General features: G+C 69.8%; 26 protein-coding genes and 1 pseudogene. 18 read left to right on the top strand and 9 right to left on the bottom strand.

Annotated elements, in window-relative coordinates; translation table 11 throughout:
- Positions 1-32: 32 nt before the first annotated feature.
- Complete coding sequence (locus QE374_RS11995) at positions 33-1,046, bottom strand: LacI family DNA-binding transcriptional regulator (protein ID WP_309735153.1); 1,014 nt, start codon at positions 1,044-1,046, stop codon at positions 33-35.
- Positions 1,047-1,468: 422 nt separating this feature from the next.
- On the opposite strand from QE374_RS11995, the gene QE374_RS11990 reads away from it, so the two are divergent.
- From QE374_RS11990 to QE374_RS11980, 3 genes are read left to right on the top strand one after another with little or no spacing between them, the layout of a single operon-like run.
- On the top strand, positions 1,469-2,188 hold the full coding sequence (locus tag QE374_RS11990; protein ID WP_309735150.1) for a winged helix-turn-helix domain-containing protein: 720 nt from the start codon (positions 1,469-1,471) through the stop codon (positions 2,186-2,188).
- Positions 2,189-2,230: 42 nt separating this feature from the next.
- Entirely contained in the window at positions 2,231-3,205 is a 975-nt protein-coding gene (locus QE374_RS11985) for a DNA-3-methyladenine glycosylase family protein (RefSeq protein ID WP_396653332.1), read from the top strand.
- A 25-nt stretch (positions 3,206-3,230) separates the two neighbouring features.
- Positions 3,231-3,455 (top strand): hypothetical protein, encoded by a 225-nt coding sequence (locus tag QE374_RS11980; RefSeq protein ID WP_307322803.1) that lies wholly within the window; start codon positions 3,231-3,233, stop codon positions 3,453-3,455.
- Positions 3,456-3,458: 3 nt separating this feature from the next.
- On the opposite strand, the gene sigJ is transcribed toward QE374_RS11980, so the two are convergent.
- A complete protein-coding gene (gene sigJ, locus QE374_RS11975; RefSeq protein ID WP_309735147.1) occupies positions 3,459-4,337 on the bottom strand; it encodes an RNA polymerase sigma factor SigJ in 879 nt (292 codons plus the stop codon).
- Between the two features lie 118 nt (positions 4,338-4,455).
- Between sigJ and QE374_RS11970 the strand changes: the two genes are divergently transcribed.
- Genes QE374_RS11970 through QE374_RS11960 form a run of 3 tightly spaced genes read left to right on the top strand, consistent with a single transcriptional unit; the run spans position 4,456 to position 7,658 of the window.
- Entirely contained in the window at positions 4,456-5,208 is a 753-nt protein-coding gene (locus QE374_RS11970) for an NAD(P)H-binding protein (protein ID WP_309735145.1), read from the top strand.
- Between the two features lie 57 nt (positions 5,209-5,265).
- On the top strand, positions 5,266-6,078 hold the full coding sequence (locus QE374_RS11965; protein WP_137417963.1) for an ABC transporter ATP-binding protein: 813 nt from the start codon (positions 5,266-5,268) through the stop codon (positions 6,076-6,078).
- Positions 6,060-7,658, top strand: a complete 1,599-nt coding sequence (locus QE374_RS11960) for a hypothetical protein (RefSeq protein WP_309735141.1) — start codon at positions 6,060-6,062, stop codon at positions 7,656-7,658. The genes QE374_RS11965 and QE374_RS11960 overlap by 19 nt, the downstream gene beginning before the upstream one ends.
- A 60-nt stretch (positions 7,659-7,718) precedes the next feature.
- Here the strand turns inward: QE374_RS11960 and QE374_RS11955 are convergent, their stop codons facing one another.
- Both QE374_RS11955 and QE374_RS11950 read right to left on the bottom strand, forming a co-directional pair.
- Positions 7,719-8,525: a Cof-type HAD-IIB family hydrolase gene (locus QE374_RS11955; protein WP_309735139.1), complete on the bottom strand. Its 807-nt coding sequence runs from the start codon at positions 8,523-8,525 to the stop codon at positions 7,719-7,721.
- 39 nt (positions 8,526-8,564) lie between these two features.
- Positions 8,565-9,941 carry an MFS transporter gene (locus tag QE374_RS11950; protein WP_309735137.1) on the bottom strand — a complete coding sequence of 459 codons (1,377 nt, stop codon included), beginning with the start codon at positions 9,939-9,941 and terminating at the stop codon, positions 8,565-8,567.
- 136 nt (positions 9,942-10,077) lie between these two features.
- Here QE374_RS11950 and QE374_RS11945 point away from each other — a divergent pair.
- The 5 genes and pseudogenes from QE374_RS11945 to QE374_RS11925 all read left to right on the top strand — a co-directional run bounded on the left by QE374_RS11945 (position 10,078) and on the right by QE374_RS11925 (position 14,317).
- A pseudogene (locus QE374_RS11945) lies at positions 10,078-11,338 on the top strand (sensor histidine kinase).
- Positions 11,326-12,018, top strand: a complete 693-nt coding sequence (locus QE374_RS11940) for a response regulator transcription factor (protein ID WP_309735135.1) — start codon at positions 11,326-11,328, stop codon at positions 12,016-12,018. Before QE374_RS11945 ends, QE374_RS11940 begins: the two are co-directional and overlap by 13 nt.
- Entirely contained in the window at positions 12,015-12,863 is an 849-nt protein-coding gene (locus QE374_RS11935) for a hypothetical protein (RefSeq protein ID WP_309735133.1), read from the top strand. Before QE374_RS11940 ends, QE374_RS11935 begins: the two co-directional genes overlap by 4 nt.
- A gap of 95 nt (positions 12,864-12,958) precedes the next feature.
- The gene (locus QE374_RS11930) at positions 12,959-13,561 is read left to right on the top strand and encodes a pyridoxamine 5'-phosphate oxidase family protein (RefSeq protein ID WP_309735131.1); all 603 of its coding nucleotides are present in this window, start codon (positions 12,959-12,961) and stop codon (positions 13,559-13,561) included.
- A gap of 9 nt (positions 13,562-13,570) precedes the next feature.
- Positions 13,571-14,317 carry a phosphotransferase gene (locus tag QE374_RS11925; RefSeq protein WP_309735129.1) on the top strand — a complete coding sequence of 249 codons (747 nt, stop codon included), beginning with the start codon at positions 13,571-13,573 and terminating at the stop codon, positions 14,315-14,317.
- Positions 14,318-14,323: 6 nt separating this feature from the next.
- On the opposite strand, the gene QE374_RS11920 is transcribed toward QE374_RS11925, so the two are convergent.
- Positions 14,324-15,496, bottom strand: coding sequence for an ROK family transcriptional regulator (locus tag QE374_RS11920; RefSeq protein ID WP_309735127.1), 1,173 nt, complete (start codon positions 15,494-15,496; stop codon positions 14,324-14,326).
- A gap of 194 nt (positions 15,497-15,690) precedes the next feature.
- On the opposite strand from QE374_RS11920, the gene QE374_RS11915 reads away from it, so the two are divergent.
- From QE374_RS11915 to QE374_RS11900, 4 genes are all read left to right on the top strand, one after another.
- Positions 15,691-16,461, top strand: a complete 771-nt coding sequence (locus tag QE374_RS11915; RefSeq protein WP_309735125.1) for an ATP-binding cassette domain-containing protein — start codon at positions 15,691-15,693, stop codon at positions 16,459-16,461.
- A 61-nt stretch (positions 16,462-16,522) separates the two neighbouring features.
- On the top strand, positions 16,523-17,506 hold the full coding sequence (locus QE374_RS11910; protein WP_309735123.1) for a sugar ABC transporter substrate-binding protein: 984 nt from the start codon (positions 16,523-16,525) through the stop codon (positions 17,504-17,506).
- A 60-nt stretch (positions 17,507-17,566) separates the two neighbouring features.
- Positions 17,567-18,532 (top strand): ABC transporter permease, encoded by a 966-nt coding sequence (locus QE374_RS11905; RefSeq protein ID WP_309735121.1) that lies wholly within the window; start codon positions 17,567-17,569, stop codon positions 18,530-18,532.
- A gap of 40 nt (positions 18,533-18,572) precedes the next feature.
- On the top strand, positions 18,573-19,427 hold the full coding sequence (locus QE374_RS11900) for a GDSL-type esterase/lipase family protein (protein WP_309735118.1): 855 nt from the start codon (positions 18,573-18,575) through the stop codon (positions 19,425-19,427).
- A gap of 10 nt (positions 19,428-19,437) precedes the next feature.
- Here the strand turns inward: QE374_RS11900 and QE374_RS11895 are convergent, their stop codons facing one another.
- From QE374_RS11895 to QE374_RS11885, 3 genes are read right to left on the bottom strand one after another with little or no spacing between them, the layout of a single operon-like run.
- Positions 19,438-20,265 (bottom strand): SDR family NAD(P)-dependent oxidoreductase, encoded by an 828-nt coding sequence (locus tag QE374_RS11895; protein WP_309735116.1) that lies wholly within the window; start codon positions 20,263-20,265, stop codon positions 19,438-19,440.
- 43 nt (positions 20,266-20,308) lie between these two features.
- Positions 20,309-20,623 carry a hypothetical protein gene (locus QE374_RS11890; RefSeq protein WP_309735114.1) on the bottom strand — a complete coding sequence of 105 codons (315 nt, stop codon included), beginning with the start codon at positions 20,621-20,623 and terminating at the stop codon, positions 20,309-20,311.
- Positions 20,624-20,677: 54 nt separating this feature from the next.
- A complete protein-coding gene (locus tag QE374_RS11885; protein WP_309735113.1) occupies positions 20,678-21,472 on the bottom strand; it encodes a methyltransferase domain-containing protein in 795 nt (264 codons plus the stop codon).
- Here QE374_RS11885 and QE374_RS11880 point away from each other — a divergent pair.
- Both QE374_RS11880 and QE374_RS11875 read left to right on the top strand, forming a co-directional pair.
- Complete coding sequence (locus QE374_RS11880) at positions 21,471-22,331, top strand: helix-turn-helix transcriptional regulator (protein ID WP_309735111.1); 861 nt, start codon at positions 21,471-21,473, stop codon at positions 22,329-22,331. The two genes, QE374_RS11885 and QE374_RS11880, sit on opposite strands and share 2 nt — an antisense overlap.
- Before the next feature lie 22 nt (positions 22,332-22,353).
- Complete coding sequence (locus tag QE374_RS11875; RefSeq protein WP_309735109.1) at positions 22,354-22,662, top strand: hypothetical protein; 309 nt, start codon at positions 22,354-22,356, stop codon at positions 22,660-22,662.
- 208 nt (positions 22,663-22,870) lie between these two features.
- Here the strand turns inward: QE374_RS11875 and QE374_RS11870 are convergent, their stop codons facing one another.
- Positions 22,871-23,308 carry an Hsp20/alpha crystallin family protein gene (locus QE374_RS11870; RefSeq protein ID WP_309735107.1) on the bottom strand — a complete coding sequence of 146 codons (438 nt, stop codon included), beginning with the start codon at positions 23,306-23,308 and terminating at the stop codon, positions 22,871-22,873.
- Positions 23,309-23,468: 160 nt separating this feature from the next.
- Between QE374_RS11870 and QE374_RS11865 the strand changes: the two genes are divergently transcribed.
- The gene (locus QE374_RS11865; protein ID WP_309735105.1) at positions 23,469-24,437 is read left to right on the top strand and encodes a hypothetical protein; all 969 of its coding nucleotides are present in this window, start codon (positions 23,469-23,471) and stop codon (positions 24,435-24,437) included.

Raw genomic sequence — 24,437 nt, 5'->3', positions numbered from 1 at the left:
AACGCACAGGAGAAGGGACGGAGAGAGGTGGGTCATCTCGACGGGGCGGCGACGGATCCGACGTCGAGGTAGTGAGGGGCGATGAGGTGCACGCCCGGTTCCGGAGCGGATCCGGACAGGGCGGCGACGGCGAGCTCGACGGCGAGCTCGCAGCTTTCGGCGGGAACGAGAGGGATGGAGTCGAGCGGCGTGCTCAGGGCTGCGGTGTCGAACGAGGAGCCCACGGAGACGATCGAGATGTCGCCGGGAACGCTCAGTCCCGCATCCGCGAGCGCGTCGAGCACGCCCTGGTGGACGTCTTCCGCGCAGTGCAGCACGATCGCACTCACACCCTCGGCCAGCAGGCCCCGCACCGCGTCGCGGATCGTCGCGGTCGTCGGACGCGACTGCCCGGCGTAGCGGAAGGCGGTCGTGACCCCGCGGCGATGGGCCGCTCGCTCGAAGCCTGCGCGCACGCGCGGCGGGAAGTTCGAGCGTTCGTAGGAGATCTCGGGGTGGCCGAGCATGCCGATCGAGCGATGGCCCGCATCGATCAGCCGATCGGCCGCGAGAGCGGCGGCGCGTTCGAAGTCGAGGTCCACGCACACGAGCGATTCCCGATCGTTCGGCACCCCGATGAAGATGCTGGGAAGGGCGATCTCGCGAGACAACGCCACGCGGGCGTCGTCGGGGGCGACGTCGAGCACCAGGATCGCATCGACCAAGCCGCTGGCGGCCACCCGCCGCATCCCCGCCTGCGCGTCCTCGTCGGTCAGGAGCAGGATGTCGTAGTCGTTGCGCCGTGCCGCGACAGCCGTGGCCAGCACGAACGCCATGTGCGTCGGGGCGTGGGTGTCGATGCGCAGCGGCTCGGTGAGCGCGAAGATCTGCGTCCGCCGCCCGGCGAGCATGCGCGCGCCGGCGTTCGGGCTGTAGCCGAGCTCGGCGACGGCCTTCTCGATGCGCCGGCGGGTGTCAACGGCGACGGGTCGTTTGCCGCTGAGCGCGTAGGAGACGGTCGAGATCGACACACCGGCGGCCTGTGCCACCTCGTTGATCGTGACCATCTCATCCTCTTCGCCGGGTTGGTCGAAGCGCTTCGACGCTGCTTCGTCCAGGACTGTAGAACACGATCGGATGGCAGCGCAACATGTTTCGCGGAGAAAACAACAAAATCGCCGCCACGGCCCGTTTGACGCAGGCACGCCCGACACGTCATAATCGGCCACATGACTGACAATGCACGTTCTCTGTCCGCCTGGGAGGCGAACGGGACTGCCGGCTCCATGATGGCCGGCCGCATTGTCATGTGTTGTCGAATGTGCCGCTGACTCGGTCACCCCGTCCGACGTCGCCGCGTATCTGAAACGCCGCGCGTCCTCTGCATCCGCTCCGTGATGCTGCGCACCCGGCCCTGACCCTGGGCCGCGACTGACAACACGCGAATCGGGCACGAGTCCCGGTTCCTCTTCCGGCAAGGAATCCGCACATGTCCACTCCCGTTGCTCTCGACGACCGCTCCACCGCCCGCCCCGCCCTGCGCCTGGTCACCGACGCTCCCGCAGCGCCTGCTCCTGCGCCGGTCGCCGCCGAGCGGAGCCTGCCCGCCGGCACCGCGCCGCGGGGCTTCGCGCTCTACGTCGGCTTCGACGAGGCGAAGGCAGCCGCCTCCGGCGTCTCCCTCGGCACGATCGTCGAGGCGCTCCGCCGCACGCTGCACGATCTCGCCCCCGCCGCAGAGACCTATGCGACCGTCGCTCTCGCCCCCGTCGGCGCCGGCGGCCGCGACGTCGACGTGGTGCGCCTGGCACTGCACGAGCCCTCCGCCGTCGCACGCACGAAGCCCGAGATCGACGTCGAGGAGCGCGCCGAGGCCGGCGTCGTCGTCGACATCTCGCGCAAGCGCGTCCTGATCGACGGCGAGTCCGCCGCCTTCACCTTCAAGGAGTTCGAGCTGCTGCAGTACCTCGTGCTGCGCGAGGGCCGCACGATCGAGCGCGCGGAGCTCGTCGGCTCGCTCTGGCAGCAGGGCGACGCGGACGCTCCCGGCGAGCGCACGATCGACGTGCACGTGCGTCGCCTGCGCGCCAAGCTCGGGCGCTTCGAGGACATCGTGCGCACGGTCCGCGGAGTCGGCTACCGCTTCGACCGGCACGCCGACGTCGCCATCCGATACGGCCACGGCACGCCCTCCCCCGACCGGTTCTGAGCCGGTCGGCCCGCTGTCGGCGGGCCGACGTAGGGTGTGCACATGGATGCGGGCACGTCGATGATCGGGCGCCGTCCGCCGCGGTCCGACCCATCGGCGCACCCGCGATCCCGCGAGAGCCTCTACCGCCCTCGCCTCGAGCTGGACCTGCACCGCACCGTCGTGTTCCAACGGCGCGGGGCTCACGATCCCACCCTCGTCGTGGACGGCCACGTCATCTGGCGCGCGAGCCGAACTCCCGAGGGCATCGCCACCCTCGCCCTCCGCGCGAGCGGCATCGGGATCCGCCTGGCGGCCTGGGGCCCCGGCGCCGGATGGGCGCTCGACCAGGCACCCGCTCTGTGCGGCGCGGAGGACGACCGCGGCGACTTCGACGCATCCCGGCATCCGCTCATCGCGTCGGCGCACCATCGCCATCCCGGACTGCGCCTGAGCCGAACCGATCTCGTCTTCGACGCCCTCGCGAGCGCGATCTTCGAGCAGAAGGTCACGGGCCTGCAGGCGTTCGGAGCCTGGCGCCGGATCGTCACCTGGTTCGGCGAGCGCGCACCCGGCCCCACCCCGCGCCCCATGTTCGCGCCTCCCACCATCGACCAGTGGCGACGCATCCCCTCCTGGGCGTGGCACCGCGCAGGACTCGAGCCGCCGCAGTCGCGCGCCGTGGTCAAGGCCGCTGCACACGGCGACAGCATCGTGCGGGCGCTGGACGAAACCTCGGACAACACCCGGCGCGACCGCATCCTCACCAGCCTTCCCGGCATCGGGCCGTGGACCTCGGCCGAGACCCGCATCCGCGCCTGGGGCGACGCTGATGCGGTGAGCGTGGGCGACTACCACCTCGCACACGAGGTCGGGCACGCGCTGACCGGTCACCGCGTCGACGACGACGCCATGCTGGAGCTGCTCGCCCCGTGGGCGGGGCAGCGTCAGCGGGTGATCCGGCTGCTGGCAGCGAGCGGCGTGCACGAGCAGCGCCGCGGTGCGCGCCTGGCGCCCGAGGACCACCGCTCGCGCTGAGTCTTCCACCCCCTACGCTGGGCGCATGACGAACTCGAGAACGGGCTGGCCGCGCGGTCGCACCATGTGGATCCTCGGCACGCTGGCACTGTTCGCGGCGGGTGTCGTGGTCGGCATCGCCCTGGGCTCGGTCTGGATCGGCCTGCTCCTCGCTCTGATCGTGTCCATCGGATGGCTCATCGCCTACGAGTCGTGGCGGGGTCGCAACGTCGGCATCTACGACAGGGACGACGACGGCGCCCAGCTCTGAGACTCACGCCCACAGGCTGAGCTTGTCGGGATTGCGCACGAGCCAGACGTCCACGATCCTCCCGGCGGTGTCGACGCCGAAAGCGGCGAGCCCGATGGCTTCGCCACCCTGGCGCAGCAGATAGCCGAGACCGTCCGCCGTCTCGACGGGCTCGAGGCTCGCATCCGGCTGCTTGGTGAGGATCCCGAGGACGAACCTCGCGACGTTGTCCGCGCCGACGACGGGGCGACGCGCGGCGGAGACCCGGCCTCCACCGTCGGAGGTCAGTACGACCTCCGGATCCAGCGCGACGACCAGTTCCTGGAGCCTTCCGCTCGCACACGCCGCGGCGAAGGCTGCGACCACCTGATCGTGCACGGCACGCGACGCGCGTCGCCCCCGTTCCTCGCCGACCTTGCGCCGGGCGGATGCGGCGAGCTGGCGCACCGCTGCGGGCGAACGTCCGACCGTCTCGGCGATCTCGGCGAACGGGACGCCGAACACGTCGTGCATCACGAAGGCCACCCTCTCAGCGGGCGTCATCGCATCCAGGACGATCTGCAGCGCGAGACTCACGGAGTCATCCAGCGTGACCGAATCGAGCGGATCCGTCGCCGGCCGGGCCGCACCGATCGGCCCCCGGGCCGGCACCGGCTCCGGGAGCCACGGGCCGACGTAGCGCTCCCGACGAGACCTAGCGGAACCGAGCACGTCCAGGCAGATGCGCGAGGTGACGCGATTGAGCCACGCTCCTGGCCTGTCGATGCCGGCGCGCTCCTGCTCGCTCAGCGACACCCAGCGCAGGTAGGCCTCCTGCACCGCGTCCTCGGCCTCGCCCACGTCGCCCAGCATCCGGTAGGCGAGAGCCACCAACGACACCCGTTCGTCCTCGACATCGCGCATGGCTGCACCCCTCTCATCCGTTCGACGACACAACCTCTCCGATTGTGACCTCACGTTCTGCCCCGCTACGTCGTCGACCACACAGAAGCACCCGGAAGACGGGGCGGAGAGGACGGACATGCGTATCGCGATCGCGGGAGGAACCGGGCTGCTGGGCGGCAGATTGGCGCACGAGGCCGAGGGACGAGGACACGAGGTGCGGCTACTCTCGCGCGCGACCGGCATCGACCTCACACGACCCGACGGCGCTGTCTCCGCCGCTGCACAGATCGAGGGCTGCGACGCCGTCATCGACGTCCTCAGCATCGGCACCCAGAACGATGCGGCCTCCATCGCCTTCTTCGAGTCCACGACGCGCGCGTTGCTGGCCGCCGAGAGGCGGGCGGGGGTGGGCCACCACATCGCCCTCTCGATCGTCGGCGTCGACCGGGCGCCCACCGCCTACTACGCCGGCAAGGTGGCTCAGGAGCGCGCGGTGCACGAGGGCCCCGTTCCGTGGACGATCCTCCGAGCGACCCAGTTCCACGAGTTCGCGGCGCAGATGTTCACCGTCGCCGCCCGCGGTCGGATCCACCTCGCGCCGCGCATGCGCACGCAGCCCATCGCGGCTGACGAGGTCGCCAGTCACCTGGTCGATCTCGCCGAGATGCCGGCGTGCGGACGCGTTCCGGACCTGGCCGGGCCGCACGAGGAGAACCTCGTCGACATGATCCGACGCTATGCACGCGCCACAGGTCATCGCGGGTGGATCCCCGCGGTGTCTCTGCCCGGATCGTTCGGACGAGCGATGCGCGACGGTCGACTGCTGCCCTCGGCCGGCGCGACGATCGGGCGCCAGAGCTTCGCCGAATGGATCGTCTCGCTGGAGTGAGAGCCGCGGGCCGAATCGCGCGCCACCCCTGGAGGGCGCGCACAGCTCGCTCCTAGGATGGGGCGCGTGACCACCACAGATCCTGCCCTGCCACCGATCGATCCCCCCGCCGCATCCGGACCTGCTCTGCAGCTGCGCGGCCTGACCAAGCGCTTCGGTGACAAGGTGGCCGTCGCCGGGATCGACCTCGACGTACCGACCGGCTCCTTCTACGGGCTCGTCGGCCCCAACGGCGCGGGCAAGACGACGACGCTGTCGATGGCCACGGGTCTGCTGCGCCCGGATGCGGGAACCGCCGTCCTGCACGGGGTCGACGTGTGGCGCGACCCGGTCGCCGCGAAAGCGATGATCGGCAACCTCGCCGACGGCGTGCGCCTGTTCGACCGCCTCACCGGCGAGCAGCTCATCACGTACACCGGCATGATGTTCGGCCTGGCGCGCGACGAGGTGGCCGCTCGCACCGCCGACCTGCTGACCCTCATGGACCTGACGGAAGCCGCCGGCACCGCCGTCGTCGACTACTCCGCGGGTATGACCAAGAAGGTCGCGCTCGCCTGCGCCCTCGTGCACGCGCCCCGCATCCTGGTGCTCGACGAACCGTTCGAGTCGGTGGATCCCGTCTCCGCGGCGAACATCGAGGACGTGCTGCGCAGCTACGCCGGCAGCGGCGGCACGGTCATCGTCTCGAGCCACTCGATGGACCTCGTGCAGCGTATGTGCGACCATGTCGCGGTCATCGCGAGCGGACGCGTGCTCGCGGCGGGCACGATCGACGAGGTGCGGGCCGGCCAGAGCCTGCAGGACCGTTTCGTCGACCTCGTCGGCGGCCGTCACCATTCGGAGGGACCGCAGTGGTTGCGACTCTCCTGAAGCTGCGCTTCCGCGTCCTCGGCAACACCCTCGCCGCCAACCCCTGGCAGCTCGTCGGGTTCATCCTCGGCGGGCTCTGGGCCGTCGGGCTTCTGATCGGCGTGTGGATCGGGCTGTTCGCGGCGGGCTTCGCCGGCCTCGATGTGGTGACGATGGTGGTGACCGCGGGCGGCGGCATCCTCGTGCTCGGCTGGGCTCTCGGACCGCTGTTCGTCGCGGGTGTCGACACGACGCTCGATCCCGTCAAGCTCGCCCCGTTCCCCCTGACGACGAACAAGATGATGGTCGCCCTCACGGCCGCCGGACTCACCGGCATCCCCGGCATCGCCTCGATCGCGGGCGCACTCGGCCTCTTCCTTGCGCTCTGGCGGTGGCCCATCGCTCTCGTCGCCGCCCTCGTGTGCATCCCGCTCGGCATCCTCACGTGCGTCGTCGTGTCGCGGCTCATCGCCGCGCTCAGCAGCAGCGCCGGCGGGAACCGCCGCACGCGGGAGCTCCTCGGGGGTCTCGCGTTTCTCGTGATCATGCTCGCCGGGCCCATCACGATCGGCATCATGAACCTGCTCGACGCGGGAGTGAGCGCCGCAGGCAATCCCACCGACCGCATCGGCGGCATCATCTCCGCGGCCTCGTGGACCCCGATCGCGGCCGCGTGGGCAGTGCCGGCGACGCTGGCGTCGGGCGACATCCTCGGGGGCATCCTGAAGCTGCTGATCGGGTCCGCGACCCTGGTGCTCCTCTGGTGGCTGTGGCGACGATCGCTGGCTGCGGCCCTGGTCTCACCGCCGCGTGCGCGCACCGCCACGGTCAAGGCGGGCAAGATCGGCTGGTTCGGGCGCATGCCCACCGGCGGCACCGGAGCGACGTGGGCCCGTGCGCTGACGTACTGGCTGCACGACCCGCGCTACCTCCGTCAGCTCCTGGTGGTGCCGGTGTTCCCGGTGCTCATGCTGTTCTACTCGGGCGGCGACGTGCGCAGTCCGATGTTCGCGTACTCCGCCGTGCTCGTCGCCTTCGTGCTCAGCATCGTCTCCTACGCGGATGTGTCGTACGACGGCACCGCCTTCGCGACCGTGCTCGCCACCGGTGTGCGCGGCCGACAAGACCGCGCGGGGCGCCTGCTCGCGGCGGCGGCGCTCGGGGTGCCGGTCACCATTGTGATCGCCGTCATCACGGTCGGACTGTCCACGGAGTGGTCGTTGCTGCTTCCGGTGCTCGGCGCGAGTCTCGGCCTGCTGCTGACCGGATACGGCGTGTGCGCGGTCAGCTCGGCGTCGATCGTGCAGCCTGTTCCTGCGCCGGGCGACAGCCCGTTCAAGCGGGTTCCCGGGGCCAGCGTCGTGACGGCACTGCTCATGTTCCTGATCTGGATCGGCATCGCCATCCTCTCGCTGCCCTCCCTCATCCCCGCGATCCTGGCCGGTGTGACGGGAGACGCGGTGTGGGGATTCGTTGCGCTGGCGGCGGGCCTCGTTCTCGGCGTCGTGTTCGCGATCGTCGGGGTGCTGGTGGGCGGACGCGTCTTCGACCGCAACGCGCCTGCCCTCCTCGCGCAGCTGCAGAGCTTCAAGGGCGCCTGACCGCAACACCACGTAGAGGGCCCCGGAGCGCACGCTCCGGGGCCCTCTACGTGTCGATCGTCAGGCCGGGAAGAGCTCCTCCAGCACGCGGACGACGCCGTGCTCCAGGTGCGAGGGTGCACGCAGGCGGGCGCGGGCTGCCACATCCGGATGCGCGTTGGCCATCGCGTAGGAGTGGTGTGCCGCATCCATCATCTCGAGGTCGTTCAAGTAGTCGCCGAAGACCGCGGTCTGCTCTGCCGAGACGCCCAGCACCTCTTGGAGCCGCCGGAGCGCGACGCCCTTGTTGACGCCGCGGTTCATGACGTCGACCCAGTGCGCCCCCGAGACGACGACCTGGTGCGTGCGGGCGATCTCAGACAGCGCCGGCGCCGCGCCCGTCTCTGCATCGCCGAAGTCGTAGACGGCGATCTTGAGGATGTCGTCGTCGATCTGCTGAAGGTCGCCCACCCGCTCGAGCAGGGCGTAGTACTTCTCCGCCTCGGCTCGGAACGCGTGATCGTCGCGCTCGATGTAGGCGGACCGCTTGCCGCAGAGCACGACACCGACATCGTGGCTCATCCCCCGCACGCGGCCGAGGACGTCGGCGACGAGGGCACGGTCGAGGGTGTCGGATGCCAGTTCCTCGCCGTCGCGCACGACATACGTGCCGTTCTCGGCGATGAAGACCATCCCGTCGGCGTGATCCTCGAACTCGCGGCGCAGAGTCGCGTACTGCCTGCCGCTGGCCGGCGCGAAGAGGGCACCGGCGCGCCGCATCCGCTCCAGGATCGGCCACAGCCCCTCCGGGACCCGGCCCTCGCCGTCGAGGAGCGTCCCGTCCATGTCGACGGCGACCAGGCGGATGTCGGATGCGGGCTCGCTCATCCCTCCATCCTCCCCGATCCGGCGGAGCCGAGATGGCGCTCAGGCGGTCGCCGCCGCCTGGCCTGCGAGCGGGGCCGGCGTCTCGGCATAACTGCGCGAGAGACGCCGGTACTGCGGCGACAGGAATGCGATGACGACGATCACCAGCATCACCAGGCTCGCAGCCACGAACACGAGCGCGATCCCGCGCGCTTCGCCGTCGCCCAGCAGCCAGCGCCACCCGTCGCGACCCGCGTCGGTGCGCATGTAGGGGATGAGCCAGAACTCGGCGAGCGGGCCGATGAGGAAGGCGGAGACGGGCGCCGCGGCGGACTCGATGCTCGCGGCGAATCCGAAGACGCGCCCCTGCGTCTCGTACGGCACCACCCGCTGGATGATCGTCTGCTCGGCCGCCTCGGCCACGGGCATGAGCGCCATGAACACCAACATCCCCACCGCGTACAGCCACCACCACTCGCGGAGGGCGAAGGTGAGTCCCAGCACCGAGACGCCGACGTTCACCCACAGGAGCGTGCGCACGGGGTTCTTGCCGAGGCCGAACTTGGCGACGAGACCGCCACCGATGATGAAGCCGATGCTGGTGACGCCGAGCACGACGCCCCAGATCTCCACGCTGAAGAGCGTGAGCCCGTACGGGTCCATGAGGGCCATGAAGACTCCGCCGACGAGGTTGTTGAAGGTCGTGAACAGCAGGAGCGGCATGAGCCCTGGCACCGAGCGAATGGCGGGAAGCACCCCGCGGAACGTGAGGCGCCGCGGCGGGGCGTCGAGATCGTGCGCGACGCCCCGTTCGGGGATCGGCACGAACAGCAGATGGGTGAAGGCGACGGCGGTCGCGACGATCGCGATGAAGACGGTCGGCCCCATCCCCAGCAGACCCACCGACAGCCCCGAGAACACGCTCGTGACCATGAACGCGACGCCCTGCACGGTACCCACGAGCCCATTCGCACGGTCGCGACGCTCCGCGGGGACGAGGAGGGTGACCGTCGTCGACAACGCGATGTTGCGGAGGTTCTCCACGACTCCGCCGATCAGGATCACCCCCGCGAACAGCCAGAACCACGGGCCTCCCCAGTCGATGAGAGCGGATGCGGGGAGCGCGAGGAAGAGGGCGCCCGCGAGCAGATAGGCGGCCAGGGTGATGAGGCTGGAGAGCACCATCACGGCCTTCTTCTTCATGTGGTCGACGATCGCCCCGAAGACGACGCCGAACACGGCCACCAGCAGCATGTAGCTGCCGCCGATGATCGATGTGGCAAGCACGTTGCGCGTCTCGAGATACGCCCAGAACGTGAGCGCGAACCAGAGGTAGCTGGTGGTCACATTGGCGACGAGCGTGTTGGCCAGCACCTGGTAGAAGCTGCGCATGCGTGAGGTGCGGGCGTGCTCGGCCGTGTCGGGGCTTTCGAGCATGGCGGGCTCCGCTTCGCTGGATGGTGGGTCCATCATGACGCCGGGCGCCGACATGCGCGAGGGTTCGGGTTTTCCCGAACCCGGTCGTCGGGATTGCTCCGATGTGGCCCGCCCCGCGCGCCCCTACTTTGGAGACATGACTTCCGCAGCTCCCACCGCGCGACGCGCGAGGCGCTTCGCCCCGGCGCAGACCGCCGGGGCGATCGCCCAGCTCGCCGCGCTCGGCCTCATCGGCCCCTTCATCCTGAGCACCCTGTTCGGCCTGCTCGGCACCGGACTCGGTCTCGTGCCCGCCCTCGGCGTGGGTCTGGTCGTGCTCGTCGGGCTCGTCTACGTCATGTACGCGGTCGGGTGGCTGGAGATCGCGCGGGTCGACGGGCTGTACGGACTCGGCCTTCCCGCGCCGAGCTTCAGCCCTCGGCTCCGACCGGGCTTCGGCGGCTATCTGGTCTCGCTCTGGCACCAGTTCATCGATCCCTCGATGTGGCGGGCGCTGGCCAACACGGCGATCGCCACCGTCATGGGCGTCACGGTCATCAGCCTCGTCTCGATCGCCACCGGCGCCATCGGCGTCGCCTTCGCGCCCCTCTCCGGAGTGGACGAGGTGTGGGTCGGGGTGGGCATGATCCCCGCCGGCTGGGCACCCGTGGTGGGCATCGCCACCGCGCTGGCTGCGATCGCGGCGACGATCGGCCTCGGACTGCTGCACGGCGTGATCAGCCGCGCCATCCTCGGCCGCTCCCGCGCAGCGATGCTGGCGCAGGCGGCACGCACCTCAGACGCGCAGCGGGCCGGAGCCATCCGCGCCGCCGACGTCGAACGCACCCGCATCGAACGAGACCTCCACGACGGTGTCCAACCGCGTCTCGTCTCGGTGGGCATGACCCTGGGACTCGCCCAGCAGAAGATCGACGACGACCCCGCGGCCGCCAAGGCGCTGCTCGAGGAGGCGCACACCTCCACGAAGGCCGCGATCACCGAGCTGCGTCAGCTGGCCCGCGGCATCCACGCCTCCGTCCTCGACGACCGTGGACTGGATGCGGCTCTTTCCGCCCTCGCCGCCCGCTCGCACGTGCCGGTGGCGCTGGACGTACGCGTAGACGGCCGATGCTCCCGAGAGGCCGAGACGGCGGTGTACTTCGCGATCGCCGAATCGCTCACGAACGCGGCGAAGCACTCGCGCGCCGCCGAGTGCCGCGTGGTCGTGCGCGTCCGCGACGGCGGCACCCTCTGGGCCCGCATCGAGGACAACGGCATCGGCGGAGCGCGAGTCCTGCCCGGCGGCGGCCTCGACGGGATCTCGAACCGCATCCTCGCCGCCGGCGGCGACGTCCGCCCTCGACAGCCCGCAAGGCGGGCCGACCGCTCTGGAGGTGAGTGTGCCGTGCGCATCCTGATCTGCGAGGACTCCGTCCTCCTGCGCGAAGGACTCGTCCGACTGCTGGCGGACGCCGGACACGACGTGGTCGCAGCCCTCCCGGATGCGAGCGAGCTGGATGAGAGCGTGGTCACCACCGACCCGGAGCTGTGCATCCTCGACGTGCGCCTCCCCCCGACGTACACCGACGAGGGCATCCGAGCGGCGCTGCGCCTGCGCGCGGCGCACCCGCAGCTGCCGGTGCTCGTGCTCTCGCAGTACGTCGAAGAGCGGTACGCGAGCGAGCTGATCGCCGCGAACGGCGGAGCGCTCGGCTATCTGCTGAAGGATCGCGTCGCGGATGTCGCCGACTTCCTCGACACGGTGCGCCGCATCGGCGGCGGAGCGACCGTGCTCGATCCCGAGGTGATCGCGCAGCTGCTGAACCGTCGCACGCGCGACGAACGGATGCGGCGGCTCACCGAACGCGAGTCGACGGTCCTCGCTCTCATCGCCGAGGGGCGGTCGAACCAGTCGATCGCAACGACGCTCTTCCTCTCGGAGGCCTCCGTCGAGAAGCACATCACCGCCATCTTCCAGAAGCTCGAACTCGAGCCCGGAGAGTCGGGCAACCGCCGTGTCCTCGCCGCGCTCGCTCACGTCGAGCACGGCGCCGGCGACGCCGGCCCTCAGACACCTCAGACAGGAGCAGCACGATGACAACGCTCACCCCTCCCCCCGCGACTCCCAGCGGAGCGGCCCCCTCGAGCCCGGCGACGCCGCCCCGGCACCCGGGCGGCAGAGCGGTCGCGATCACCGCGATCGTGATCGGCGCCGTGATCCTCGGCGGGACCGTGGTCTCGGGCGCCGCCAATGCCGTCACGTCCTCGCTGCCCACCTCCTCGCAGAACCTCACCGTCTCGACCGCCGGCGTCACCGAGGTCGATGTGGATGCGAGCGCGGCGCTGTTCGAGCTGCGGTTCGACGATGTCGACGACGCACGACTCGAAGTCACCTCCGGCCGGTCCGCATGGCGGATGGAGCGTGACGGTGACGAGCTGAAGGTCACCGCTCCCGATGGGTTCTTCGGCATCGGCTGGATCGGCCAGCAGCCGCGGGTGCTCCTGACGCTCCCGCGTTCGCTCGAGGGCGTCGATGCGTCGCTCACCCTCTCCGCAGGAGAGCTTCGCGCCACGGGCACGTTCGGCGATCTGGACACGCACCTCTCCGCCGGCAGCCTCATCGTCTCCGGCGAGGCCCGAACGATCGACACCTCCATGAGCGCCGGAAGCTCCGACATCCGCCTGTCCGGTGTCACCGAGGCCGAGTTCGAGCTCTCGGCGGGCGATCTCACGGCCGAGTTGACCGGCGACGCCCCCCGCAGCATCGACATCGGCGTCAGCGCCGGATCCGCGGATGTCACTGTGCCGCGCGGCAACTACGACGTCCGCTCCAACCTTGAGGCGGGCGGCGTCGACAACCGGCTCTCCGCCGGCAGCGGCCCCAGCATCCCCGTCAAGGTCCGCGTCTCCGCAGGCGATGTGACCCTCCGCGACAACGGCTAGGCGCGAGAGCGCATCCTTGTGCGGGTGAGCATCCGATCGGGTGCTCACCCGCACTAGGCGTGCTCACTCGGCGAGCGCGGGGCGATGATGGGGGTGTGACGTCTTCTTCCTTCGCCTCGTGGCTGCGCGCGCAGCCGTCACTCGCCGGGGCGGCGCCCGGTCTCGACACGGCGAGTCTTCCCGAAGAGCCTCACGTGCTTTTCGAACAGTGGCTGCGCGGTGCGGCGGCCGCCGGCGTCGCCGAGCCGCATGTGGCGACGCTCTCGACCGTCGACGAGGACGGGCTCCCCGACGCCCGCGCGCTCATCCTCAAGGACGCCGGTCCGCGCGGGTGGGCGGTCGCGGGACCTCGGTCGTCCGCGAAGGCCGAGCAGCTCGCGGCGCACCCGGTGGCAGCGCTCAGCTTCTGGTGGCAGCCGATCGTCCGCGCCGTGCGGCTGCGCGGCGGGATGCAGTCCGCCACCGCCGCCGAGATCGCGGCGGATTTCGAGGCTCGCCCGGAGTCTGCGCGTGCCGGCCGGACGCCCGAGGACTGGATGCTCTGGTGGCTCGCGCCCAGGCACGTCGAGTTCTGGCAGGGCTCTCCCGACCGCCGCCATACGCGCATCATGTACGCGCGGCAGGGCGACACCTGGCACCACGAGGTGCGCGGCGGCGAATCGCCCACTGCTCCGGGGGGAGCCGCATCCAGGCGATAGCCTCGAAGGATGCACGACGAGCGATCCCTCTCGGGCGGGAACTCGGCGGGCGCCGTCTTCCGCGCGGGCGAAACGGTCCGCAAGCCCTGGACGCCGGCTTCCCCGCACGTGCACGCGTATGTCGCGGCGCTGCGCGAAGCGGGTGTCGACGCTCCTGCTCCTCTCGGCCGCGACGAGCGGGGCCGTCAGGTGTGGGAGTTCGTCCCCGGCCCGCTGGCGGGCGAAGCTCTGACGCCGTCGGAGCTTCATCGTGTGGGTGCCATGGTGCGGGCGATCCATGAGGCGAGCGCGGGATTCGCGCTGCCGGCGGATGCGGTGTGGGACTCGGCGATCCCGGCACCGGGGGCCGAGTTGATCTGCCACAACGACCTCGCGCCGTGGAATCTCGTGACGGGCGAGAGGTGGGTCTTCATCGACTGGGATGCAGCGGCTCCCAGCACTCGACTGTGGGATCTCGCCTACGCCGCACAGGCGTTCACGCTCAACGATCCGTCGCGTTCACCCGCCGATGCCGCGGCCGATCTGGCCGCATTCGCGGACGGCTACGGCGCGGACACCGGTCTGCGCGCGGCCTTGCCCGCGGCGATGGCCACGCGTGCTCAGGCGATGCACGAGCTTCTGCGGTCGTCGCACGCCGAGGGCCGTGAACCCTGGGGATCCATGTTCCTGTCGGGTCACGGCGATCACTGGCTTGCCGCATCCCGTTACGTACGAGAGCACGCGGATGCCTGGGCCGAGGCGCTGGACGCGCGCTGAGGACGTTCAGCCGGACAGCGGCAGCCATCCCGACGACGCGAGGGCGAGGGCGATCGCTCCCATGAGCGTCGACCGTTCCGCCAGTTCCCCGCGCACGACCGCGGGTCCGGCCTCGGCGTCAGGGATCAAGCCGCGGCGCAGAGCGCGCGCCAGCGGGTCGATCACCGCATCGCCCGCCTGGGCCATCGCACCGACGATGATCACGCGCTGTGGCGCGAACAGCAGGCAGGCGCGGGAGGCCGCGTCTCCGACGAGGTCGGCGGCGTCGGAGACCACACGACGCGCCCGCGCGTCTCCGTCTGCGACGAGCGCGAGGAGCGTCCGTACATCCGCGGCGCCCTCGGCTGGCATCGCGTCGAGCAGCGCGGGGATCGCCGCGAACGTGTCGAGACAGCCGCGCTTCCCACAGCGGCAGATACTGCCCTGTGCCGACACCGTGAAGTGGCCGATCTCGCCCGACCCTGCGCCGGTGACGAGTCGGTCCTGGATGATGAGCCCGGCGCCGACGCCGCTGTGGAACTTCACTGTGAGCGAGTCCTGCACATCACGACCGGCGCCGAAGGTGTGCTCGCCGAGAGCGGCGAGATTGGCGTCGTTCTCGATCACCGTCGGAGCACCGAAGGCCTGGGAAATGGTCTCGACCGTGGTGTCCGACCATCCCGGCAGCACAGAGGAGCCGATGATCCGTTGCGCCACCGAGTCGATCGGACCCGGAAGCGCCACGCCGATCGTGACGATGTCGTTCGGCGGCAGTCCTGCCTCCTCCAGCGCTTCGGCGTAGAGTCGGGCCGCCGCCGACAGCCCCTCGTCACTCGAGTACCGCTCGGTCAGTCTGCTCTCGCGCAGCGCCAGCACTTGCGCGTCGAGGTCGCAGATCGCCACGCGGACCGTCCGAAAGCCGAAATCGACGCCGGCGACCGAGGCCAGGCGCGGGGCGATGACAAGGCCTCGGCTGCGGGGCCCCGTACGGATCCGACCGCCCTCGCCGCCGTCTCCGGACTCATGCAGGACTCCCTCGGCGACCAGTGCCTTCGTCACGGCCGTGATGGTGGATGCGGCCAGGCCTGTCGCGCGAGCGAGGTCGGCGCGGCTGATCGGCCCGTCGTCGCGGACGGCGGCCAGCACGCGTCGCCTCGTACTCGCGGCATCCTCGCCAGCGACGTCCCCAAACGTGTTCATGTCCGCACACCATACCTCCCCGCCCACGCCAGGGCGAGGATTTTCTTCGCCTCGCGAAGTTCATGACCATTTTTCTCCCCAGATTTTGCTTGACATATTCTGCTGCCGAAGTATTTACTGACCGCACTCCGGTAAAACCATCCGGTGGCACGCCGATGTGCATCGACGGCGCCGCCCGCGCTCGAGAGGCAGCCATGACCGCGCACGATCCGTCCCTGGAACTCGTCGGGATCACGAAGCGATTCGGCCACGTATCGGCGCTGCGCGAGGTGGACCTCGAGGCCTACGCGGGCGAGATTCTCGCCGTCGTCGGCGACAACGGGGCCGGCAAGTCGAGCCTCATCCGCACGATCAGCGGCATCTATCGCCCCGACGAGGGAATGCTGCGCGTCGACGGGCGCGAACAGGTCTTCACGAACCCGGCCGCCGCACGAGCCGCCGGCGTCGCGACCGTATTCCAGGACCTCGCTCTCGTCGAGGTCCTGGATGTCGCAACCAACATGTTCATCGGCCAGTACCCCCGACGCGGGCCCTTCGTCCGACGCAAGGCGATGGAACGCGAGACCCGGTCATTCCTGGACGAGCTGGGGGTCTCCGTCGCCTCGGTCCGCACCGAGATTGGCATGCTCTCGGGCGGCCAGCGCCAGATCGTCGCGATCGCGCGCGCGATGCGCACCGGCGGTCACATCGTCCTGCTCGACGAACCGACCGCAGCCCTGGGCGTGCGCGAGACGGCGCAGGCCGCCGACATGATCCGCACCCTCCGGGAGCGCGGCAACACCGTCATCATCGTCAGCCACGACATGTCGCTCGTCTTCGAACTGGCCGACCGGATCCAGGTGATGCGTCTGGGCGGTGTCGCCGGTGTCCGCCGGCGCGCCGAGACGACCCGCGACGAGATCATCGGCCTCATCACCGGCGCCGTGCCCGGTGACACCCGACGTACCGAGGCGCACCTCGGCTGAGCTGCCCGAAGGCTCGCTCCCCCACCCACCCATCCACCCACCCGACAACGAGGTCACCGACATGTCCTTCATCACGACGCGGCGCATCGCCGCCACGGCGGCTGCTGCCGCCACTCTCACCCTCGCTCTCAGCGGCTGCGGGGCTCTCTCCGGCGGTTCGATCGCTGCCAGCCCCGACGCCTCAGCAACCCTGCGCGAGGTCAAGACCATCACATACGTGAACCCCGCCCCCTTCTACCCCGCGTTCGACGATGTGGGCCGGTGCTTCCAGGAGGCCGCCGAGAAGAACGGGTGGAAGGCGGTCGAGGTCGGCACCTCCGGCAGCGCCGTCGACAATCAGGGCGCGATCGACCTGATATCACAGGCCATCGCGAACGGCACCGACGCGCTCGTCGTGTTCCCGACCATCCCCGAACTCTTCACCCCCGTCATCAAGCAGGCGCGGGATGCGGGCATCTACGTCGTCGCCCAGAACGCAGGAGACCCGAGCACGGGGCAGCAGACGCAGGTGGGCACCGATGCTAAGGAACTGGGCGCACTGATCGCCGAAGGCCTCGGCAAGACCGATCCCAACGCCCAGGTAGGCATCCTGTCGGGCTCGGCGAGCACCACGCCGCACGTGCAGGAGATCGAGGGCTTCACGGAGTACGCCAAGGAGCACTTCCCCGGGATGACGGTGGTCGCGAGCGACTACACCAACGGCGACCCGACGAAGGCTCCCGAGCTGTTCAGCAACATGCTCACCGCGCATCCCGACATCACCGCGCTGTTCCCCATCGAGGGCACGTCGGTCGCCGCGGCGATCACCGCTGTGAAGGAGCGTGGACTCACGGGCAAGGTCAACGTTGTCGCGAACGACCTCACCGACGACCATCGCGCCTCGATCGAGGACGGCACCCTGCTCGGCGTCGGCGAGCAGGGCTGGTGCGAGGCGGGCACAAAGTCCGTCGAAGCGGTCAAGAGCCTGTCCGAGGGCGAGACGGTTCCCGCATTCATCCCCACCACGAGCACGTTCTACGACCTCAGCAACCTTCCCGCGAAGTGACCGACCCGGGGCCCGGTCGGCTGGCCGGGCCCCGCCCCACCCCAGAGAGCGAGTCCGTTCGTGAAGAACATCGTCCGCCGCGTGGCAGGCGCCCAGCAACTGGGGATCATCGTCATCATCGTGGCGCTCATCCTCATCGCCCAGGCGGCCAACCCACAGGCCCTGGCACCCGCGAACATCGTCGAGATCCTGCGCTCGAGCGCGCTGTACTTCATCGGCGCCAGCGCCGCGACCCTCGTCCTCGTCGGAGGCGGGCTCGATCTGTCGATCGGTTCGCTCTTCGCCGTCGGCGGCGTATCCGCCGGCATCGCGATGAACGTCGGCGTGCCATGGCCACTCGCCATCCTGCTCGCGCTGCTCATCTGCGCCGTCCTCGGCTTCGTGAACGCCGCCCTCATCACGTGGGTGGGCGTTCCGCCCTTCATCGCGACACTCGGTATGCTCTTCGCCGCGAGCGGCATCGTGATCGTCGTCACCGGCGGCGTGCCCCGGTTCGGGTTTCCCACGGGCTTCACCGACCTCGCGCAGCTCAACCTCTTCGGCGTCCCGCTTCTGGTCTTCTACGCGCTGGGAATCGGCGTGGCGGCACACGTCGTTCTGCAGCACACGGTGTTCGGATACAACATTCGTGCGTTCGGAGGCAGCGCAGCCGCGGCGCGGGCCAACGGCATCCGCGCCTCCCGCATGAACATCTCCCTCTACGTGATCAGCGCGGTCGTCGCGGGGCTGTGCGGCGTGCTCCTCGCGTCGCGCGTCGCCACGGCGGATCCGGGTGCAGGCGGAACGGGCTTCGCGTTCCAGGTGCTGGCCGCCGTCATCATCGGCGGGACGAGCCTTTTCGGAGGAGTCGGCACGATCCCCGGAACGGCGTTGGGCGCCCTGCTGTTCGCCGTCATCAACAACTCGCTCGCGCTGACCAACACCAACCCGCAGTGGCAGAACGTCGCGACCGGGGTGATCCTCGTCACCGCCGTCGCCGTCGATCACCTGCGTCGCAAGCGCCGCTTCGCCGTCCGCTCCGCCTGAACGCGACCGGCATCCGTCCGTCAGAAAGGAGAAACCGACCATGAATGTCCCCGCACACGCCGGCACCGACGCCGCACACGACGAGGTGGCGGATCCCCGGCGACTCGCAGCGCGGTTCGTCCATCCGCACAAGCAGGCGTTCGTGCAGCGTGCGAGAGTCGACGACGCCGCCGCCTCGATCTTCGCCGCACAGCTGGCCGGCGTCACACCGGGACAACTGGCGCGCTATCACGCCGAGTTCGCCGCGGCCGTCGCAGTATCGGCCTCACAGATCGAGCCCGGGTTCGCCGCACACCTACCCTTCCGTCCGGGCGAGCGCATTCTCGCCCTGGGCGACTCGATCACCGACGATTCGCTGTCATGGGCATCGCACCTGCAGTCCTATCTCGACACGCATCGTCCCCACGACGACATCGAAGTCGTGAACGCCGGGATCACCGGCAACACGACGCAGGAGGCCATCGCGCGCATCGATCGCCTGAGCGCGGAACGCCCCTCCTGGGTCATCCAGCTGCTCGGAACGAACGACGCACGGCGCCACGGGCGCACGCAGGTGCGGATGCAGTCGATCCAGGAGACGCGCCGCAACCTCGACCTGCTCGCCCGCTTGGTCGACGAAGAACTCGCCGCCCAGCACATCTGTCTGACTCCGCCGCCCGTCGCCGGAGCGGATGCGGACGCGTGGGAGCCGTTCCGCGAAGAACTCATCACCTGGCGCGAAGAGGACGTCGCTGAGATCGCGGATGCGGTGCGCAGTCACGGAGGCGTCGTGGTCGATGTGCACTCCACTCTCGCGGACGATCCCGTCGACAAGCTACTGCCCGACGGAGTGCACCCGACTCTCGTGGGCCAGCGCCGCATTCTCGAGACGTTGCTCGCAACGATCGCGCTCTGAGCTTTCCGCCTCAGAGCGCGAGCATGCGCTCGCTGCGCTCCCAGAGCTCACGGGCCAGAGCGGGATCGGCCGCCTGCGCATGAGTGCGCGCAGGCCTGCGTTTCACGTAGTACTCGCCCGTCGCGTAGTCGCGGCCCGGAGCGCCCTCCGCGAGGTACACGAGGGTGTCGGCACCCTTCGGGATGCTCGTGAGGAAGAGCTTCTTGAGGGGCGTCTGGTAGATCAGGCGCATCGGTGAGCTGGGCGCGTTCGAGAAGCTCGTGGCGATGTTGCCCGGGTGGAACGCCACGGCGCCGATGCCCTGCGCGCGGTAGCGACGATCGAGCTCCTTCACGTGGAGGATCTGCTCGAGCTTGGCGGTGCCGTAGGCGCGCGTGGCGCTGAAGGAGCGCTCGTTGTCGAGGTCGTCGATATCCAGCTGACCGAACAGTCGTGCGCCCACGCTGGAGGTGTTGATGATCGTGGCCGTCGAGGCGATGAGCCGCTCCATGAGCAGCTGCGTGAGCAGGAACGGCGCGAGGTAGTTCACCTGGAAGGTCATCTCGTGTCCGTCGATCGTGCTCTCACGCACCTTGCCGAAGATGCCACCGGCGTTGTTGGCGAGCACGTCGATGCGGTCGTACTGCGCGAGCAGATCGTCGGCCAGTTCCCGGACGCTCGCGAGATCGGCGAAGTCCGCGAGGTGCACTCGCGCACCCATCTCCCGGGCGATCTGCGCCGTGCGCTCCCGATTGCGCCCGACGGGGATGACGGTGTGCCCCTGCGCGTGCAGCACCCGCGCAGCCTCCCGTCCGATGCCGTCGCTCGCGCCGGTGATCACGATCGTCTTGCCCGCCATGAGGCCTCCTTCGCCGTAGCTCGCGAAAGCCTAGTCCTCGTTGCTAGCGAGGCAGCATGAAGAAGAGTCCGAGCACGGCGAGCAGGAGCGCCGCGAGCGAGACCACGAGGGCATGCGCGTTGCCCCCGTATCGCGCGGAGCGCGCCAGAGCGATGATCGCCAGCAGCACCCAGAGCCACGAGGTGAACAGGAACGCCGCCATCGGCATGAGCGCGGCCATGCTGCTCGCTCCGCTCGTGGTCAGCATGATCCACGAGAACGACGCCCAGATGATCGCCAAGGGCACGAAGGCGAGGTACGCGAGAACGAGATTCAACGCCTGCGGAGGACGCGGGCGACCACGCTGGGCTGAGCTCATGTCGCCCTCCGGCATCGATGGGTCGGAAGTGCCACCGTACCCCGTCGGATCCCGTCAGGACACGCGGCAGATGATCTCGCCGTGCAGGAGCGAGAACCAGCCGTCATCGGATGCGGCCCACTCACGCCACCCGGCGGCGATCCGGTCGAGCTCGTCGGCGTCGGTGTCGGGGCCGCTCTCCAGCTGACGCGCCAGAGCGGACTGGCGGATGCGGTCCGCCCACAGATCGCCCCACCACATCCGCTCGTCGGCGCGCGCGTAGCACCACGTGCTCGACGACGCGCTGATGTCGGTGAGTCCTGCCGCCCGCGCCCAGGAGAGGAGGCGTCGGCCGGCATCCGGCTCGCCGCCGTTGGCACGCGCCGCCGCCTGATACAACTCCAGCCAGCGCTCCAGTTGGGGCAGCTGCGGCCACCACGCGAACCCGGAGAAGTCGGCGTCGCGCACCGCGATGATTCCGCCGGGCCGGGTGACCCGCGCGAGCTCCCGCAGCGCCTGCGCCGGATCCGCGATGTGCTGCAGCACCTGATGGGCGTGCGTCACGTCGAACGAGTCGTCGTCGAAGGGCAGAGCGTGCACGTCTGCGATCCGCACGTCGACGTTCCCGGCTCCCCGCTCTCGGACGGTCGCACGGGTCAGCGCAGCCTCGTCCTCGCCGATCTCGGTGGCGGTCACGTGGGCCACGCGGTCCGCGAGATCGACCGTGATCGTGCCGGGGCCCGCGCCCACATCCAGCAGCCGGTCGTCGGGTCCGAGGAACGGCAGGAGGTAGGCGGCGGAGTTCTCGGCGGTACGCCAGCGGTGCGATCGCAGGACTGATTCGTGGTGACCGTGGGTATAGGTGGACATGCCTCCACGTTCGGACTTCGAGCCGCCCCGGCGGAAGACCGTACTGTTCATAGGAGCGGTCCACCCACCCAGCCGAGAGGAGCCGGTCATCGCGAACGAACTCGGCGACTTCCTCCGCGCTCGCCGTCAGGACAGCGCGCTCGCGCCCGGGCACGGCTCCCCCGGCGCCCGACGCACCCCGGGCCTGCGTCGGGAAGAGGTCGCGACCCGCGCCGGGATCAGCGTCGACTACTACATCCGGCTCGAGCAGGGGCGCGAATCCCACCCGAGCGACGCCGTGATCACCGCCCTCGCCCACGCGCTCGCGTTGTCGCAGGATGCGGCGCGACACCTCGCGCGGCTTCGCGACGTCGACCCCGCTCCGGCGGAGCCGACCTTCGACGCGGATCTCGTCCCGCGGATGTCGGCGCTCGTCGCAGCCGTCCGCCCGCAGCCCGCGTACGTGCTCGACCGGCTCAGCACGATCGTCGCGGCGAACGAGGAGGGCATGTCGCTGTACGCCGGGCTCGCCGAGCTTCCGCCGGCGCAGCGAAACACGTGCCGCTACCTGCTGACCGACCCGCGCGCCCGCGAGACGTTCCTCGACTGGGAGGAGCTCGCCCGCGGCGCCGTCGCCCACCTCCGCGCGGCGAACGTCGACCGCCTCGACGATCCTCGACTGGACGATCTCGTACGCGAGCTCGGGGCGAAGAGTCCGCAGTTCGCCGCGTGGTGGGGCGGGCACATCGTCGAGCGGCGCCGGGGCGCGACCACCCGCATCCGGGGGCGGGACGGCATCGTCGTCGAGCGGAGCTACGAGATCCTCCACCTGCCGGACGACGCCGTGCGCCTGACGATGTGGCTCCCGCCGGCGGCGTGAGCTCCCGACCTACACTCGTGCCATGAGTGCTTTCCTCCCCGGTTCCCGCGGCACGCAACCCTGCCCCAACTGCGGCGCCGAAGTCGCGCAGTCGGACCGGTACCCCGAGTATCTCTGCGGCGAGTGCGAGGCTCGCGCCGTGGATGCGGACGGCGCCCGCGTCACCGGATCGAACGCCTCCTTCGGCGGCGGCTTCGTCCTGCACTGGCCGGACGGCGAGCACGAGTCCCTCCCGTGCGCCTCGGCGCGGGTGTGGGTCGACGGACGTGAGTGGGAGTACTCCGAGGCGCGCTTCGGCGGGGTGCTGATCACGCCCGTCCGCGAGAGCTGACCCGGTAGTCGGCTATGCGTCGGCAAAGAATCACGAAAAGGTAACGGAAACCTCTTCCCCTCCGTTATCGCACCGTTATAGAGTGCTCGCACGGTAGTTGTTTTGCTGTGGCAGCTACCGACATGTGATTGCAGGACACTCTTGGTGCAAAGGGACAAGGGCCGGTCGGAAGCCTCTCCGACCGGCCCTTACTGCTGTCCGCGGTGCGTCAGCTCTGCGACTCCGAAACCTGCAGCGCGGGGGCGTCGTCACCCGTGGCGATCTCGACCTTGCGCGGCTTGGCCTTCTCGCTGACGGGGATCGTGACGCTCAGTACGCCGTTGCGGTAGCTCGCCGAGATCTTCTCGGTGTCGAGCCCCTGCCCGAGGCTCAGCTGACGCAGGAACGTGCCCGACGTCCGCTCACGCGTGATCCAGGTGACTCCGTCACCGGCCGACAGCGTGCGCTCGGCGCGGATGGTGAGTAGCTGACCGTCGATGTCGACGTCGACCGATCCGGGGTCGATGCCCGGCAGGTCGGCGGTCAGGACGTAGTGGTCGCCGTCACGGTAGAGGTCCATCGGCATCTGCCGAGGCCCGCGCCGCGCGGTGTCGAAGAACGTGTTCGCCATGCGCTCCAGGTCACGGAGCGAGTCGTATGCAGCCATAGTCGTCTCCTCTCGAGCGGGATCGGATGCGGGATCCGACCCGTAGTCCCTAAGTTGAGCCCCCTTGACTCAACAATCACAGATTAGCACTCTCCTATCGAGAGTGCTAGTTCTCACAGACCCCCTCTGGAGCATGTCGGCGACCTCATAGAATCGGCGGGTGAACCACCCCGCCGAGACGGCGAAGAAGCCGCCTCTGCTGCGGAGGATCGCCCTGAATCCGCTGGTCTGGGCGGCCGCCTGCACGCTGGCGGCGCTGCCCGGATACCTCACGGACGGCGGGTTCTTCTCGTACCTGATGTCGATCATCGCGGGTGCGCTGTGCGGGATGTGGTTCGTGAGCCTCACGGTGCGCATGCCGCATCCGACCGGCGCGATCGTCCATCTGCTCGCGGCGGTCGCGCTCGTACCGGCGCTGTATGCGTCGATCGAGGTCGTTCCGCAGCTGCTGACACCCGGCGCGCCGCGCGCGATCTACACGGGAGTCCTCTTCGCACTGCCGCCCGCGGCCGGCTGGGTGTGGATCACGCTGCTCAACCGGGTGATCAACCTCCTGCCGGGCAAGCCCCGGGTGCGGGCGCCGCTGGCGTGGGAGAACGACGGCGATGCCGTCGTCGTTCGCTTCCGAGCGATCCCGATGCGGATGCGGGAGCTCACCTTGTGGATGGTCGCCACAATCGTCGCGACGGGAGCGATCGTCACGACGGCGCTCATCATGTTCAGCACCATCGTCGAGCGACTCGGACCCCGCATGCTGATCCTCGCGCTCGGGGCGCTCTTCGGCTTGCCCGCGTATCTCATCGTCACCGCGCTGCTGCGCAGGCGCTCGGTCGACGCTGCCGTGCGCGTATCGCGCGACCGGATGTGGATCACCGCAGGCGAGACGACGCACGCGCTGCGCCTGAACCAGATCGAGCGGCTGCGATGGGGCATGAGCAGCGACTACGCGCGGCTCGAGGTCACCGCACCGGGGATCGATCTGGCGCTGCTGGTGGGCATCGCGAAGCAGGCGGACGGCCTCGCCTCCGAGCTTCCCCCGCTCCCGGGGCGAACCCTTCGCCTCGCCGAGACGGAAGGGCTCGAGAAGACCACCTCGCGCCGCGGCCTGGTGACCCTCTCGCGCGGCTGA

It is taken from the genome of Microbacterium sp. SORGH_AS_0428 (assembly GCF_031453615.1).
In the GTDB taxonomy this organism is placed as follows: Bacteria; Actinomycetota; Actinomycetes; order Actinomycetales; family Microbacteriaceae; genus Microbacterium.
This window is presented reverse-complemented; position numbering and strand designations above follow the sequence as displayed.